The 13,630-nt window shown below is 66.0% G+C and carries 17 protein-coding genes and 1 pseudogene; 10 read left to right on the forward strand and 8 right to left on the reverse strand.

Annotated features, from left to right (window positions below; all coding sequences use genetic code 11):
• Positions 1-289 precede the first annotated feature (289 nt).
• Entirely contained in the window at positions 290-499 is a 210-nt protein-coding gene (locus EJI00_RS11110) for a DUF4287 domain-containing protein (protein WP_126747529.1), read from the reverse strand.
• A 201-nt stretch (positions 500-700) separates the two neighbouring features.
• Here EJI00_RS11110 and EJI00_RS11115 point away from each other — a divergent pair, with 201 nt between their 5' ends.
• The 4 genes from EJI00_RS11115 to EJI00_RS11130 all read left to right on the forward strand — a co-directional run bounded on the left by EJI00_RS11115 (position 701) and on the right by EJI00_RS11130 (position 3,310).
• Entirely contained in the window at positions 701-1,717 is a 1,017-nt protein-coding gene (locus tag EJI00_RS11115; RefSeq protein WP_126747530.1) for an RNA polymerase subunit sigma-70, read from the forward strand.
• A 102-nt stretch (positions 1,718-1,819) separates the two neighbouring features.
• Complete coding sequence (locus EJI00_RS11120; RefSeq protein ID WP_126747531.1) at positions 1,820-2,404, forward strand: dihydrofolate reductase family protein; 585 nt, start codon at positions 1,820-1,822, stop codon at positions 2,402-2,404.
• Between the two features lie 163 nt (positions 2,405-2,567).
• Positions 2,568-2,726 carry a hypothetical protein gene (locus tag EJI00_RS11125; RefSeq protein WP_260590675.1) on the forward strand — a complete coding sequence of 53 codons (159 nt, stop codon included), beginning with the start codon at positions 2,568-2,570 and terminating at the stop codon, positions 2,724-2,726.
• Between the two features lie 227 nt (positions 2,727-2,953).
• Complete coding sequence (locus EJI00_RS11130; protein WP_126747725.1) at positions 2,954-3,310, forward strand: hypothetical protein; 357 nt, start codon at positions 2,954-2,956, stop codon at positions 3,308-3,310.
• Between the two features lie 83 nt (positions 3,311-3,393).
• Here EJI00_RS11130 and EJI00_RS11135 read toward each other — a convergent pair whose 3' ends face one another.
• Together EJI00_RS11135 and EJI00_RS11140 are read right to left on the reverse strand one after the other, a co-directional pair.
• Positions 3,394-3,795 (reverse strand): GreA/GreB family elongation factor, encoded by a 402-nt coding sequence (locus tag EJI00_RS11135; RefSeq protein WP_126747532.1) that lies wholly within the window; start codon positions 3,793-3,795, stop codon positions 3,394-3,396.
• Positions 3,796-4,127: 332 nt separating this feature from the next.
• Positions 4,128-4,508 carry a hypothetical protein gene (locus EJI00_RS11140; RefSeq protein WP_126747533.1) on the reverse strand — a complete coding sequence of 127 codons (381 nt, stop codon included), beginning with the start codon at positions 4,506-4,508 and terminating at the stop codon, positions 4,128-4,130.
• A gap of 381 nt (positions 4,509-4,889) precedes the next feature.
• Between EJI00_RS11140 and EJI00_RS11145 the strand changes: the two genes are divergently transcribed.
• The 3 genes and pseudogenes from EJI00_RS11145 (at position 4,890) to EJI00_RS11155 (ending at position 6,645) form a co-directional block, all read left to right on the forward strand.
• Complete coding sequence (locus tag EJI00_RS11145; RefSeq protein ID WP_260590700.1) at positions 4,890-5,249, forward strand: hypothetical protein; 360 nt, start codon at positions 4,890-4,892, stop codon at positions 5,247-5,249.
• 73 nt (positions 5,250-5,322) lie between these two features.
• A pseudogene (dkgB, locus tag EJI00_RS25385) lies at positions 5,323-5,477 on the forward strand (2,5-didehydrogluconate reductase DkgB); the annotation flags it as partial.
• Between the two features lie 202 nt (positions 5,478-5,679).
• Positions 5,680-6,645, forward strand: a complete 966-nt coding sequence (locus EJI00_RS11155; protein ID WP_126747534.1) for an alpha/beta hydrolase — start codon at positions 5,680-5,682, stop codon at positions 6,643-6,645.
• 16 nt (positions 6,646-6,661) lie between these two features.
• Here EJI00_RS11155 and EJI00_RS11160 read toward each other — a convergent pair whose 3' ends face one another.
• From EJI00_RS11160 to EJI00_RS11175, 4 genes are all read right to left on the reverse strand, one after another.
• The gene (locus EJI00_RS11160) at positions 6,662-9,091 is read right to left on the reverse strand and encodes a phosphocholine-specific phospholipase C (protein WP_126747535.1); all 2,430 of its coding nucleotides are present in this window, start codon (positions 9,089-9,091) and stop codon (positions 6,662-6,664) included.
• Positions 9,092-9,128: 37 nt separating this feature from the next.
• Entirely contained in the window at positions 9,129-9,350 is a 222-nt protein-coding gene (locus EJI00_RS11165) for a hypothetical protein (protein ID WP_126747536.1), read from the reverse strand.
• A 192-nt stretch (positions 9,351-9,542) separates the two neighbouring features.
• A complete protein-coding gene (locus EJI00_RS11170; protein ID WP_126747537.1) occupies positions 9,543-10,286 on the reverse strand; it encodes a hypothetical protein in 744 nt (247 codons plus the stop codon).
• Between the two features lie 54 nt (positions 10,287-10,340).
• Positions 10,341-10,625 carry a hypothetical protein gene (locus tag EJI00_RS11175; protein ID WP_126747538.1) on the reverse strand — a complete coding sequence of 95 codons (285 nt, stop codon included), beginning with the start codon at positions 10,623-10,625 and terminating at the stop codon, positions 10,341-10,343.
• Positions 10,626-10,785: 160 nt separating this feature from the next.
• Between EJI00_RS11175 and EJI00_RS11180 the strand changes: the two genes are divergently transcribed.
• The 3 genes from EJI00_RS11180 to EJI00_RS11190 all read left to right on the forward strand — a co-directional run bounded on the left by EJI00_RS11180 (position 10,786) and on the right by EJI00_RS11190 (position 12,977).
• The gene (locus tag EJI00_RS11180; RefSeq protein WP_126747539.1) at positions 10,786-11,703 is read left to right on the forward strand and encodes a DMT family transporter; all 918 of its coding nucleotides are present in this window, start codon (positions 10,786-10,788) and stop codon (positions 11,701-11,703) included.
• Positions 11,704-11,844: 141 nt separating this feature from the next.
• Positions 11,845-12,198: a hypothetical protein gene (locus EJI00_RS11185; protein ID WP_126747540.1), complete on the forward strand. Its 354-nt coding sequence runs from the start codon at positions 11,845-11,847 to the stop codon at positions 12,196-12,198.
• Between the two features lie 11 nt (positions 12,199-12,209).
• Entirely contained in the window at positions 12,210-12,977 is a 768-nt protein-coding gene (locus EJI00_RS11190; RefSeq protein WP_260590676.1) for an alpha/beta fold hydrolase, read from the forward strand.
• Positions 12,978-12,985: 8 nt separating this feature from the next.
• Here EJI00_RS11190 and EJI00_RS11195 read toward each other — a convergent pair whose 3' ends face one another.
• Positions 12,986-13,558, reverse strand: coding sequence for a histidine phosphatase family protein (locus tag EJI00_RS11195; protein WP_126747541.1), 573 nt, complete (start codon positions 13,556-13,558; stop codon positions 12,986-12,988).
• Between the last annotated feature and the right edge of the window lie 72 nt (positions 13,559-13,630).

The following is a 13,630-nucleotide window of genomic DNA, read 5'->3' on the forward strand; positions in this document are numbered from 1 at the left end:
TCGGTCTGAAGACACTGCCGGAGGTGGCATGGTCGGCACGCTTGTACATCCGGCAAGGAAGGCGGTCCCAAAGGCGGACAAGGCAAGCTGGCGCCGTGTAACGGTCATTTTGTCTCCATCTGTTTGTTTAGAAGACAAATCCTTCCTATGTATGCGCACCGCGTAAACGGGTGAAACCCGCTTGCGACGAAGAGCGTACTCGGACACGCAGAGATCGAGAGTCAGGCTCACGCCCCGTTACCCGAGTCTCCAAGGGCAGCGTGCTCCGCGCCGTTCGAGTGCCGACTTTTTATTTCTTCGTCAGGAATGCCGCCACCAGCGCGTTAGCGTGTCCGTGACCGATCTGATGCTCCGTCTTGAGCCGGTTCACGAGGTCCATGTGTTTGAGAGGACCTGCATCCTGAAGAACATTCATCCAGTAGGCGATTGGCTTCGCATAGGTCTTTTCAATTGAAGGAAAGTACGAAGCGGGGCCTTTGACTTTGGTCGTTTCGGTCATTGTCATCCGTTGGTGAGTGGGGGCGGGTCAGGCAACGCGGGCAATGGCATTGAAAAACGGCAGACCAGGCGCTCGGCGTCTGAATCGTACTTCCGCTCCTGGCCGCTGAATTCTGCCAGTCAAGTTGCGCCGGCGAATGGGCATCCAGTCGCTTCTGGCCCGACAGTGCCCGTCACCTCGTGTGGTGCGCCAGAATGCGCCATGTCCCCTGCGCCCGACCTTGTTGCGGAAGCCGAGTGCCTGTCGCGTGCACGTGCCGGCGACACCGCTGCTTTCGACCAACTGGTGGCGCCCCATCGTCGCCAGCTTCATGCTCACTGCTATCGAATGTTGGGCTCCCCCTTCGATGCAGACGATGCGCTTCAGGAGACCCTGCTTGCCGCCTGGCGCGGCCTGGCCGGCTTCGAGTCGCGCAGCACGCTCGGCACCTGGCTTTACCGCATTGCCACCCGCGTATGCCTGCGGATGACCTCGCAGCGTCCACGCCGCATGACATCGCCCGACCATGGCGCGCCGCTGCAGGCCACGACCGAACTGGGTGAGCCAGTGGCCGGGCCGGTGTGGTTGGAACCCTTGCCCGATGCCGAGTGGATCGGCAATCATGAAGATCCGGCCACCACACTGCAAGGGCGCGAGTCGGTCGCCCTTGCGTTCGTGGCCGCGCTGCAGCACCTGCCCGGCACGCAGCGCGCCGTGCTCCTGCTACGCGAGGTGCTGGAGTATTCGGCAGCCGAAACGGCCGAGATGCTCGGCACCTCGGTGGCGTCGGTCAACAGCGCACTGCAGCGCGCGCAGAAGACGATGAAGGAGCGCGCACCGGCGGCCGACGCGCAGGCACTCGGGGCGCAAGGCGTCGATAGCCTGCTGCAACGCTTCGTCAGCGCCTGGGAGCGCCGCGATGTCGCAGCCCTGGCCAGCCTGCTGGCCGAGGACGCGCGATTCACCATGCCGCCGCTGCCTGCCTGGTTCAACGGCCGCCGCTTCGCGATGATGTTCTTTGCCGAGCGCGTGTTCCAGACGCCATGGCGTCTGCATCCCCTGCGCGCCAACGGCCAACCCGGCTTTGCCTGCTACATGCAGCACGCGGGCGCCGAGCGCTTCACGCCAGGCGGGGTGATGCTGCTGCGCCTGCGCGGTGGGTTGATCGAATCCATCGACAGCTTCATCGACCCGGCAGTTTGTCGGCGCTTCGGCATGGCCGACGAACTTATCTGCTGATGCGGCTGCCGGAGCCGATGAGTTTGGCCTTCGCCCTGTCTCCAAGTAGATGACACGCCCCGGAAGGGCCGGCGGCGTGGCACAACTCCAGGAGACCTCTTCATGGCCAAGCTCATCGTCAGCATCCTCAGCTCACTAGACGGCTACTGCGCCGGCCCGGGCGGCGCGCTCGCCGGCCTGCCGATGGATGCCGCCTTCAGTGTCCACAACCTCGACTGCATGCGCCGCGCCGGCACGCTGCTCTTTGGCGCGGCCACCTTCCCGATGTTCGAGGCCTATTGGCCCAACGTCGACCGCGGGCCCGACAGTGAACCGGTGCAGCGCGAGATCGCCGAGCGTGTGGCGGCAGCACGCAAAGTGCTCGTCAGCGACCGTCTCGTCGTGCGCCCCGAGTCGCCCTGGGCCGATACCGAAGTGGTCAGCCGGGCCCAAGCCCCGGCACGCATCAGCCAACTCAAAGCCGCGCCCGGCCCCGACCTGCTGATCTACGGCAGCCACGTGCTCTACAACGACCTTCTGGCACGGCGGCTGGTCGACGAACTGCATCTGCTGGTGGGTAGCGTGCTGCTGGGTGAGGGTGTACCCACCTTCGAGCCCGGCCTGGCGCAGAGCTGGAAGCTGCTGGGCCAGAACCGCCTGCCAGGGTCGCACACCGTGGCGTTGCACTATGACTGCCGGCCGCAGTGAGCGGAGCAGCGCGCGCTCTTGGCCGCATTCTGGCTAGCGCGCGCTGGGGGCTGCGCTGCTCGATGGTGCAAACTTGCGCGAGTCCCCACTGCAAACGATCGAGCAGCCCCCATGATTTCGGTCCATCTTCACGGTCAGCTTCCAGGTCCGTGCCGCGGCCATCGTGCTCGATGCCGGTCACCTGCTCGTGCACCGTGCGCCGGGCCGCTGGTTCGCGCTCGCAGAGCTCGCGTCGATCAACCTGCGGCCGAGCTTTCTGGCGGCCTCGCTGCTGGCCGATCCGCTGGGGTTCTTGCATGCGGTGCAGCGCGAGTACGCATGAGCCCCAAGCGCATGCTTGCCGCCGGCCTGGAGCTGCCCGAGTCGGTGACGCAACAATGGCATTCTTGTGCTCGACAGATCGCATAGGCCGCAGAGCCGCAAGAGCCACTGGTCCTGGTTCGCGCTCTCCAGGCGGCCCCCACGATTTGGGGAAATCGGTCGCCCTTTCGTTGCTCGGATACCATCTTGTCAACGCTCTTCTTCATCACAGCACGACGACTCAATGACATGCGCACCGCCATTTACTACTCACTGATGCTCATGCTCGGATTTGCCTGGTACAAGTACGGGCAAAACTTGCTTCAAAAAGAGCGTTGGAATGAGAAGGGCGAGCGCACCGAAGGCCTTGTAGGGCCGGTGGGATTGCTCATGACTGCTGCCGGAGTCTGCTACTTCCTGTTTGAGTTTTTGCGCGCACTCGTGCGAGGCGAGGTGCCATGCGTCGGCAAGGCGTGCAGGATGCAGGTCTACACCCTGGCGGCGAATACTGGCGATTACTGGGCCAACATGTTCTTCCTTGCGTGGATGGTCCTTGGCCTAGGCTATGCAGTCTACGTAACACTCAAGATCTGGTTTCGGGCGTAGGGTTGTCGTAAGGCAGCCTGGCGTTTGCGGTGCGCCAGCGCGCACTCGGCGCCCGCGCGGGAGCTCCACCTCGAGCCGGGCATCTATCGCTGGTAGTCGCCAGCGGCCTCGGGCTGGAAGAGAATCGCCGCGACTTCAGCAGCGCAGCTGTCGCCGTTCGGCGTCAGCCATTTCGCAATGTCGCCGACCTTCAGCCCCAGCAGGCTGCCGCCAACCGGAGAGAGCACCGAGATAAAACCGGCCGCCGCCGCGGCATCGCCCGGGTAGCACACAGTGAGCGTTTGACGCCGCGCGGTGTGCAGATCGACGAGTTCCACTCGCGAGTACATCGTCACCACATTGGGTGGCACCGCGCGCGAGCTCGTCACTTCGGCGATTGCCAACAGGTCGGCCAGGCTTGGCGGAAGCTCGCGCCCGAGCAGTTTGCTCAGGCGGGCGAAGTCAAGGTCGGTGAGCGTGCGCTCGCCGTGAATCGTTGCATGCATTGACGCACTCCATCGAATGCGAGCGTCGTCCGATGGGGACGGCGACCGCTACCGCGCGAGGCTTTGTGCCCGGCGGTGGATGGTTGCGCTGAAAGGGGAGAGAGCGGACCGCCGGGCTTAGGAATGTGCGGGCGTCAGCTGACGACGCACCTTCTTTGCGGCCGCACGGGCATAGGCCGCTGCGAGAAGCAGCGCAGCCAAGGCAACGTGGATGCAAGCGATGGTGGCGGTCATGAGTGAGGAGTTTAGGGCGAGAGGCGCCGTTGTAGTCGTTGCGCCGGCAATGGCCTCACACCTCTTGCCGGATTAAGCCGCCATTTGCGAGCCAGCGCTCACCCTGGGATTCCGGGGTGCTGCGCCTTCACAGCATTGCTCCGTCGGTGGCGACGGGTCGCCTTGTCGATTGCAGCTTGCAGCAACTTCAAGCGATAGACCACGCGACCGATGTCCCCGGCCAATCCGAACTCCTTAGGAAAGCCTCGATCGCGCCCTGGCGCAGCAGGCAGGCTCAACACCTTCGTTCCTGGAATTGCCGATTCCGCAAATTGGGCAATGCTCGCGGCGACGTCCTGTGCAACAGCCTCTAGCGATTCCATTGCCAGCGCCAGGTCCGCATCTCGCTTCGTCATCTGTTCCTTGACCGAAGTGCGAGAAGCCGCTTTCGGTGAGTCGGTTCTGTGGCGGGTGCTGCGCTCATACGTGCCTTTGCCCATTGCTATTTTTTTTGATGAAGAGAAGTCGCCGCTGTGGCCCTGAGAACCAAAGTTAGACCGACGGGCACTCCTTTCATGTCGGCAAAGTTCCTCAAGCCGGCGAGGACGCCGAGACAGAACGGTCCGATCAACGCCTCTCTCAAAGTGTCTGCCGTCTTGTCGTCGCCGGCGTGAAGTCGGAAGACGAAGCGCGCCGCTTGCTGGCGGTCAAAGCCCGCCACTGGATCGACGACTACCTGTCACGGCCGCACACCGGCACCACAGCGTTCGGCCCCTTGGATCGTTAGACGGGCGTCTCCGCTGGCGCTTCGTCGGGGCGCAGCGGCGCCAGGCCGCAGGCATGCGCATTGCCCCGCCAGGTACCTCATCAAAGGAGACACCATGACATTGAGTCCTGTCGATGGCAAGCCCATTCAGACCCAACCGACGCGGCACGACCCAGGCGCCAATCGGCCGGAAGGTCGAATGCCGCTCTCGTTCCTGGTGCGGCTGCAGCATGAGAAGCTCCCCGTGCGGGTCGCGGAGCCGGAAGAAATCCGGCATGTTTCGGTGCTTTCGGCGGCCGGCCTCATCGACGCCCACATTCCCGCCCTTCATCCCACGGTCCGATACGCTTCGCCGCGGCTGGTTACCGTGGTTCGCATTACCGACGAAGGACGCGCCTGGCTCACGGAACTGGGTGAACCGCCGAAGCCCGCCGTCGCCTCAATGCAACTCAGCCGAGGATTGCGGTTCATGTGAGAGCGAGCGGCAGCCGCGGCTCGATCAAGCGCCATGCAATAGCGGCCCGCAGGCGCAAAAGCCAGCGATCAATATCTGGACGGAGGACAACCACGCGAAAGGCAAGCCGGTGCCCAGCCTGAAAGAAAGCCTCGCCAGACTGTGTACAGACCATGTCGACTGACGCTCATCCATTGGCCTTCGCCCGGCAGCGCAGTGCCGGTGGCGGAGTTCATGGGCGCGACCGCGGCGAGCGGCTGACCGACCCCGCGGGCCTTTCGCCTGCATGGGATTGATACGAGTGTTTCAGGCCTGAGCTACCCCTCGAACGGCCCGCAGCGGCGGGCCCCTGTGGCATTCTGAAGCGGGGCTGTATTGGCTTGCGCGCGCGCTTTGTCGACGTGGCAACTGACGGCATTTCTCTGCAACCACAATCGATCGAGGAGTTGCAATGCGGCAACTTGGACGAGCGCTGCGCGCGTTCGTATTCGTCGGGGGCTGGGCGTTGGTGTTCGGCATGTCGAGCTGCGGCGGCGGGGGCGGGGGCGGCGGTGGTGGTGGCGCCGCGTTCCCCATTGCCGCAGTGGGTACCGCACCGCCACCGAGCGATACACCTGCCGCGCCTCCGTCACCGCCCCCACCCGCGCCAGACACTCCCGCGGCACCGCCTCCGCCCGCTGAGCCGGTCGATCCGCCTCCGGCCACCAGCCGCGTGGTTTCCGACAGCATTGCCTCGGCCAAGACCGGCGCAAGCTATCCGCTGGAGATCTACCTGCCCGCTTCTTACGACGGCAGCTCAACGCGCTACCCGATCATCTACGCGATGGATGGCGATGCGGTGTTCAACCCGCCGGGCACGCGCTTTTCCAACTTCAGAGACATTCTCGACAGCCGCGGAACGCAGGCGATCCTGGTCGGCATTGGTGGCACGTCGCGCCGCGAGCAGGACTACACCCTGCCCGGCGCCAGGGCGTACCACGACTTTCTGACGCAGGAGCTGGTGCCGTTCATCGAAGCGAAGTACCGCGCCGACACAGGCAGGCGCATGCTCACCGGCCTGTCGCTGAGCGGGAGCATGGCCGGCATTGCGCTCTTTCTCGAAGGGGCGGCGGGCAGCTTGACGTTCTCGCACTTCCTGTCGTTCGAAGGCGCGTATGCGCACCAGGGGCCGGAGTACGAGAACCTCGAGCAGCAGATGCACGACGCGCTCAACGGCAGGCCCCTGCCCGCCACGCTCATTCTTACGCGCTGCAGCGACGCGGTCGAGTGCAACTCGGGCCCTGTCGACTCGATATTCAGGCGGCTGCAGGGGCGCGTGTACCAAGGCCTGACCGTGGAAGAAACCACCTACTCGACAACGCACACCGAAACCGATATTCCGTCGTTCACGGATTCGGTTGCGAGGCTGCTGCCGTAGGCCCCGGCGGTCGCCGTCAGAAGCGGTCTGGCAGCCCCATGGCCGGGTCGCTCACCGAATGCCGGCCGGTCTCGATGCGGCCGGCAAAGCGCCGGTAGAAAGACGGGTCGGCATCGCAGGTCACCACAAAGTCGTACCACTGGCCGCTGGAGTCCAGGCTCCAGCGCATGGCGGTGTCGCCGCCGCCCTTGACGCGAACGCGCCATGAGCCGTCGGGATGGGGGCGGTAGATGCCGTTGTTGCCGTGCTCGCCGTGCTCGCCGTGCTCGCCGTGCTCGCCGTGGGCATTGTTTCCGTTGTTGTCATGGCGGCGGCGGTCGTTGTCGTCGTCTTCGCGGTCTTCGTGGCGGCCCCTGCCGCCGGCCTGGTAGGCATCGGGCCGCGGGTAGGCCTTGTTCGACTGCACGGTAAAGCGGCAATCGCGCCGGCCGTCGTTGCGCATCTGCAGGTAGATGTCGCCGCGGCGCGCGTCGTAGCCCACGCGGATTTCGGGCGCGGCCGCACCGCCGGCGCGCAGCCGGTTCAGGTCGCCCTTGAACTGGCGGTGAAAGCCGTTGGGGCCGAGCACCCACAGGTCGTACAGGCCGGCGTTGTCGGTCATGGCGTTCCAGTAGCCGTCGAGCTGCTTGCCGGGCTCGACCGCGTAGCGGCGCGGCAGGCTGTCCGACAGGTGCAGCTTGTCGTACACGTGGAACACGGCGGCCGCCTTGCCGCTGTTGGCAAACAGCAGCTGAACGCGGCCGTTGAGCGAGTCGCTGCGGGCGCTGGTGTGCAGCTCGTAGGGCAGCGCGCGTGAGGGCCGCACGCCGGTCGCCTGCACGGGCAACGCGGCATCGGCCGTGGGCACGATGCTCGGCATGGCCTGCTGCGCAGCGGTGAGCGCGTCGGCCTCGGCCTTGGTCTTGCGGCCTGCCAGGGTGGGCAAGGGCTCGTCGTTGGGCCTCTCGAAGTTGAACGCGCTGGTGAGGTCGCTGCACACGGCCCGGCGGTACTTGCTGATTTGCGGCTCGGCCACGCCAAAGCACTTTTCCAGGAACATGAGCGTCGAGGTGTGGTCGCACACCTGCGAGTTGACCCAGCCGCCGCGGCTCCACGGCGAAACCACCCACATCGGCACGCGCGGGCCGGGGCCGTAGGGGCGGCCGTCCATGGCGGGCTGCCGCGGCGTGGCCGGCGTGTAGTTGTGATATTCAACGGCCACGTCGGCCTCGGCCATGGTGGTCGCGCCGGCAAGCGTTCCGTCGGGGTTGCGCGATGGTGCCGCGGGTGAAGGCAGGTGGTCGAAGAAGCCGTCGTTCTCGTCGAAGTTGATGAGCAGCACGGTCTTGCTCCACACCTCGGGGTTGGAGGTGAGTGCGTCCAGCACTTCCTGCACATACCAGCCGCCCTTGGCCGGACTCGAGGGGCCGGGGTGCTCGCTATAGGCAGACGGCGAAATGATCCACGACACCGCGGGCAAGGTGCCGTTGCGGATGTCTTCACGGAAGGTTTCGAGAAAGCCATACGGCATGGTGTTGCCGAAGCCCTTGGCCAGCGGGCTGAGCGGATCGTCGATGGCCGGGTCATAAAACGGCCCCGCGGCGGTCACCGGCTGCGTGATGTCGGTGGCGGGCACGTACACCGGTCGGCGGGCTTCGGGCATCTGCTCGATGGCGGTGCGCCAGTGCCTGAAGCTCATCATCTCGTTGCAGCCGAAGTTGTCGATCAGGCTCTGGTAGACCTTCCATTTGACGCCGGCCTTTTCAAGCCGGTCGGCATAGGTGGTCCAGGTCCAGCCTTCGGTGGAGGCGCCGATGTCGTTGCCCGCGTTGAACTGGTTGTTGAGCACCGCCAACTGCACCTTGCTGCCATCGACCGGGCTGGTGCCGTTGGGGCCGTTGGTGCCGCTCCAGTAGAACAAGCGATTGGCAATGGTGCCGGTGTGCATGCCGCAGTGGTAGTGGTCGCACAGCGTGAAGGCCTCGGCCAGCGCGCGCTGGAACGGCACTTCGGCGGTGTCGTAGTAGCCCATCGACAGCAGGTTCTTGGAGTCCGGCCACTTGAACATGCGGCCGTGGTCCCATGCGGCCTGCGAGTCGGACCAGCTGTGCGGCGTGCTGCCCGCGCGCTGCGCGTTGCCCTTGCTCTCGTCCAGCCGGTAGGGCACATAGGTGCTGGGCGGCGATGTCCTGGTATAGGTCTGGTGGAAGATGGTCTTGCCGTTGGGCGCCGGAACGGCAAAGCGATCGCCATAGCCGCGCACGCCCTTGAAGGTTCCGAAGTAGCTGTCGAAAGAGCGGTTCTCCTGCATCAGCAGAACGACGTGCTTCACGTCCTTGATGGTGCCGGTGTCGTGGTGCGCCGGAATGGCCAGCGCGCGGCGAATGCTGGGCGGAAAGGTGGCCAGCGTGGCGGCTGCAATGCCGGTGCCCGTGGCGCTCTGTAGAAACTTGCGACGTGTGGTCATGGTGGGTCGGTTTCAGGTGTTGATGATGCGCGCGCCTTCAGGGGGCGTAGCTGACGGTGGGTTCGCTGTTGTTGCCCGGGTCGGGCGTGGTCGATGCGGGGTCGGTCTTGGCCGTGTTGTCGCCGCTGTCCTTCGCACTGGCGCTGGCGCTGAAGCCGCCACTTCCGCCACCGCCATCACCACCGCCGCATGCGCTCAACGCGCAAGCGAGGACCAACAGCGCGAGCGGCGCGCGCAGATACAAAAGCCGTGAATGCATGGATGAGTCACTCCTGATTTCGCCGAGGCAATTTGAATGGCCTCGATGACCAGCAGTGTCTCCGCCGCCAAAGCATCAAGGCGGCATCAAGCGTACGAAGCAGCCATGACACCGCGATGTAGCAGCGATGCGAACCTTGGTAGGCATTGGAGGCAAATCAGTAATGCATTGGTAATGCATTGCCGATGTTTCTCAGTCGAACGGCGCCCATCGGCCGGATTCAGGGCTCACGATTGCCCGCTTGCCCTTCACCCGCACCTGCTCTTCATGCAGTTGCGATGCGGTCGAAGGATCGACGTCGAACGCAACGCCGAGTGCGCGCGCCACGTTGGCATCTTCTATCGGCAGCTCCCAGGTAAGGAACACTTGGGTGCAGTCTTTCTCCGGTCCGAAGCTGGCCGCATCGAAGCCGCTGCCGCCACGCGGTACCACCGCGTGAGGCTGGCCGGTATCGAAGATCAGGACCGTGCCGCGCGCAAGCGGAATGCGATGGCCCGTGGAAGCAAAGTGCACGTCCAGCCCCTTGTCTTCGCTCACGAAGAGATTGCAGAACGCCGTACCGCCGTATTGCGCAGCATCGTGGTGGTAGCGTGCACCGCGGCAAGCCATGAGGGCAACGTCGCTCGACGCGAGCACGTCGCCCAGGCCGAGCGCGCGCCTCCACTCCGCCGCGGCCTGCACGCAGCGCGCGTAGTCGGGCCAGCGCGCCCGGGCCCGCGCCAGGGGCAACGGCTCCACGTCGCCGGGCTCCAGCGCCAAGTGCGAAGAAACCTCGCGCTCCCAATCTGCAATCAGGCGTGCGGGGGGCGCGGGCACATCGACCCTGCCTGACAACACCACATCGCTCACGCTGCGGCTGCGCATGGCATCGCCGCTCAGGAAGTAGCAAACGAGGTGGTCTTCTCGCACGCGAGGCGGTGGAGTGGGAAGGCTCATCCGCAGCAGTGTAGTGAGGCAGGTTCCGCGTGCCCGCCTTCGCCGCGGGCGGCGTCAAGGCCTGAACGTGGACTCCCGCTTTGCATAGGCCAGCGCGGCGAGCAGGCCGAGGCCCGCCACGGCCGCGGCGCCCCAAGCCACCGCGGGGCTGCACAGCATGCGGCCGAGCGACGAGCGTTGTCCGCTTCCCGTTCCGATGCCCGTGGCGGCGCGTTCGAGCGGCGTGAGCGGCCGCGCCGTGTTCGGGTTTTCTTCGCCCTCAAGAACGGCCTGGGAAATTTCCAGCGGCGTCAGTTCATCGGCAACGTGTCCGGACAGCGATTTGTCGTTGGCGCGCATGCAAAGCCTTTCATTCGAAGTTTGAGTCTGCGGCGAAGACTCTCCTGGCGCCGGCCCGGCGTTCTACAGCCGACAGCGGACTTTTGCGTAGGCCGAGGGCGCGCACGTTTCGTTGCAGCCCGAAGTGTTCCTCCCGCAGGCTCTCGATGATCGGCGCACCATGCCAACGACCCCACCCCGCATCGCTTTCGAATGGATGCTGCTCGCCGTGCTCGCCACCTGCTGGGGCGCCTCGTACACCTTCATCAAGATCGGCGTGCAGACGCTGCCGCCCGTCACGCTGATCGCGGCGCGCACGCTGATTGCGGGCCTGCTGCTGCTCGCGCTGCTGCGCCTGCGCGGCGTGCGGCTGCCGCGGGAGCCCGCCATGTGGCGCCGCTTCGCGCTGCAAGCATGCTTGAACAGCGTGCTGCCGTTCACGCTCATCGCGTGGGCCGAGCGCAGCGTGGATGCCGGGCTCGCCGCCATCCTCAACTCGACCTCGCCGATCTTCATCTTCCTGCTGGGCCTGGGCATGGGCGGCGCCGAGAAGCCGACGCTGCGCCGCCTCTTCGGCGTGTGCGCGGGCCTCGCGGGCATCTGCCTGATCGTCGGCGTCGAGGCGCTGCACGGCCTCGGGCATTCGCTCGTTGGGCAAATCGGGCTGGTGGCGGCGGCCGTCTGCTATGGCTGCGCCGCCATGTTCGGCCGCGTGTTCAAGGGACTCGATCCGATGGTGCCGGCCGCGGGCTCACTGCTTTGCGGCGCGGCGATGCTGCTGCCCGCGAGCCTCGCGATCGACCGGCCGTGGACACTGGCGCCTTCGGCCGGCTCGGTGCTGGCGGTGCTGGCGCTCGCGGTGCTTTCCACGGCCTTTGCCTTCACGATCTACTTCCGGCTCATCAAGACGCTCGGGCCGATGTCGACCGCCGCGCAGGCCTACCTGCGCGTGCCCATCGGCGTGATGATCGGCGTGTTGTTCCTCGGCGAGGCGCTCTCGCCTACCGCGTGGGCCGGGCTCGCGTGCATCGTGGCGGGCGTGGTCGCGATGACGGTGCCCGCGCGCGGCGGACCGCGTCTGACCAGGCTCCGGGCGTAGACCTCGGCTTCGGCCCGATCGGCCGCTAGGAAGAGATTCAGGTCTTTGATCTCTCCAAGGGTGAGCGCCGATGAAAAGCCGCATCAGGTACATCGAATCAGCAGTAGCCGACCCACCGCCATTTGGCGCCAGAATGCGCTCATGAGCCACCACAACGACACGCAGGAGACCGCCGAACGCATTCCTTTCGAGGAATTCCGCGAGGGGCTGCCGCAGGGGCGCTTTCGCGTCATCGTCAACCCCGCGCTGGCGGTGCCTTTCGTGTCGCACCGCATGCATGCGACGGCATTGGCACTCGCCCTCATCGGCCCGGGCATTGCCGCGGCGCTGGCCGGGCATCCGTGGATCGGCGGGCCGCTGGTGGTGGCCGGCATTCTGGTGCGGTGGTCCGTCAAGAAGCAGGCGCCCCGCATTCTTTTGCACCTGGCCGCGCGCGTGCCGTCGGTCTATGAGCAGGCCGGCGAGCATGGCGTGATGGAAGTGCGCCGCGCCTGAGGAGCGATGCGATGCAAACAGCGAACATCTACGCGGAACAAGGCGGCGGAGGCCCCGACCTGCTTCTCATGCTGCATGGCATGGGCGCAACGGGCGCCGTGTGGTCGCCGATGCGCGAAACGGCAGGCACCCGCTGGGCCGGGCGCTGGCTCGCGCTGGATTTGCCCGGCCACGGCCGCTCCGGCCGGCAAGACTCTTATGCGATCGGCCAATTCGCCGCAACCGTTGCGCGCGCCGCGCTGCCGCACGTCGACCCCGCGGGGCGGCTGGTGGTGCTCGGGCATTCGCTGGGCGGAGTGATCGCCCTCGCGCTGGCCACGGGCTGGTTCGGTGTGGCACCGCACCGGGTCTTTGGGGCCGGCATCAAGGCGGCATGGAGCGACGACGAACTGCGCCGCATGGACACGCTGGCATCGCAGCCCGCAAAGAAGTTTTCCACGGAGGATGAAGCCTGGGAGCGGTACCTGAAGGTTTCTGGCCTTGCAGGAATTGCCGATGCATCGGCGGCTGCCGCTGCAAGAGGCGTGGAGCGCGACGCCGACGGATGGCACCTGGCGATGGACCCCCGAGCCAATGCAGTCGGCAAACCTCCGCTATCCGAACTGATGGCGCTGGCCCGCTGCCCCGTTCACCTTGGCCGGGGGCGCGACGATGCATTGGTCACGACGGAGCAGACCCGCGCGCTCGACCCCGATGCCCGCGACCTTGGACCGCACAGCCACAACGTGATGATCGAGGCGCCCGAAACGGTTTGGGATTGGGTCGCCGCGTTCACCTGACCCAGGCGTCACCGCCCGTCGGTGGGTAGCGTGCCCACCACCGCCAGGGCGCCCTGGCGCGATCGCATGACCACGCCTTCGCCGGACGCCAGCGCCACGCCCGTCAGCGCGCTGATGTTGGCCTGGTGAGTGGTCACCACGAGTACGCCCGGGCCGCGCCAGGCCAAGAGCAGCGCCCGCGCACGCTCGCTCTGCTCGGGTTCGCGCGATCGATCGGAGAACAGCGAATTGAATGCACTGTCGACACGAGGCTTGATGGCGGGAAAGGCCAAGGTGGCGGTATCGCGCGCACGGCACCATTCGGACGTAAGCACGCTGGACACCGCAATGCCGCGCTCTCGAAACCGCTCGCCGATGCGGCGCGCTTGCTTGCGGCCCGTGTCGTCGAGGTTGCGCTGCGTGCTGCAGTCGTCCAGGCGCATGCCGGGCGGGTCTCCGATTCCCGGTGCCTCGGCATGCCGGAACAGAACGACGTCGCCGTTGCGCAGCGCGCCCCACCCGGTATCGGTCTGGCCCGAGCCCGGCGCGCAACCCAGCACAAGGGCACTGGCCAGCAGCATGCATACGGCAGCGCGGTTCATGTGAACTCCTGGTACAGGTCGACGCCAAATCGAGCCCTATAGTAAAGACCCGCCCTCACCTTGAAAAGGAGT

Source organism: Variovorax sp. DXTD-1 (assembly GCF_003984625.1).
GTDB lineage: Bacteria > Pseudomonadota > Gammaproteobacteria > Burkholderiales > Burkholderiaceae_C > Variovorax.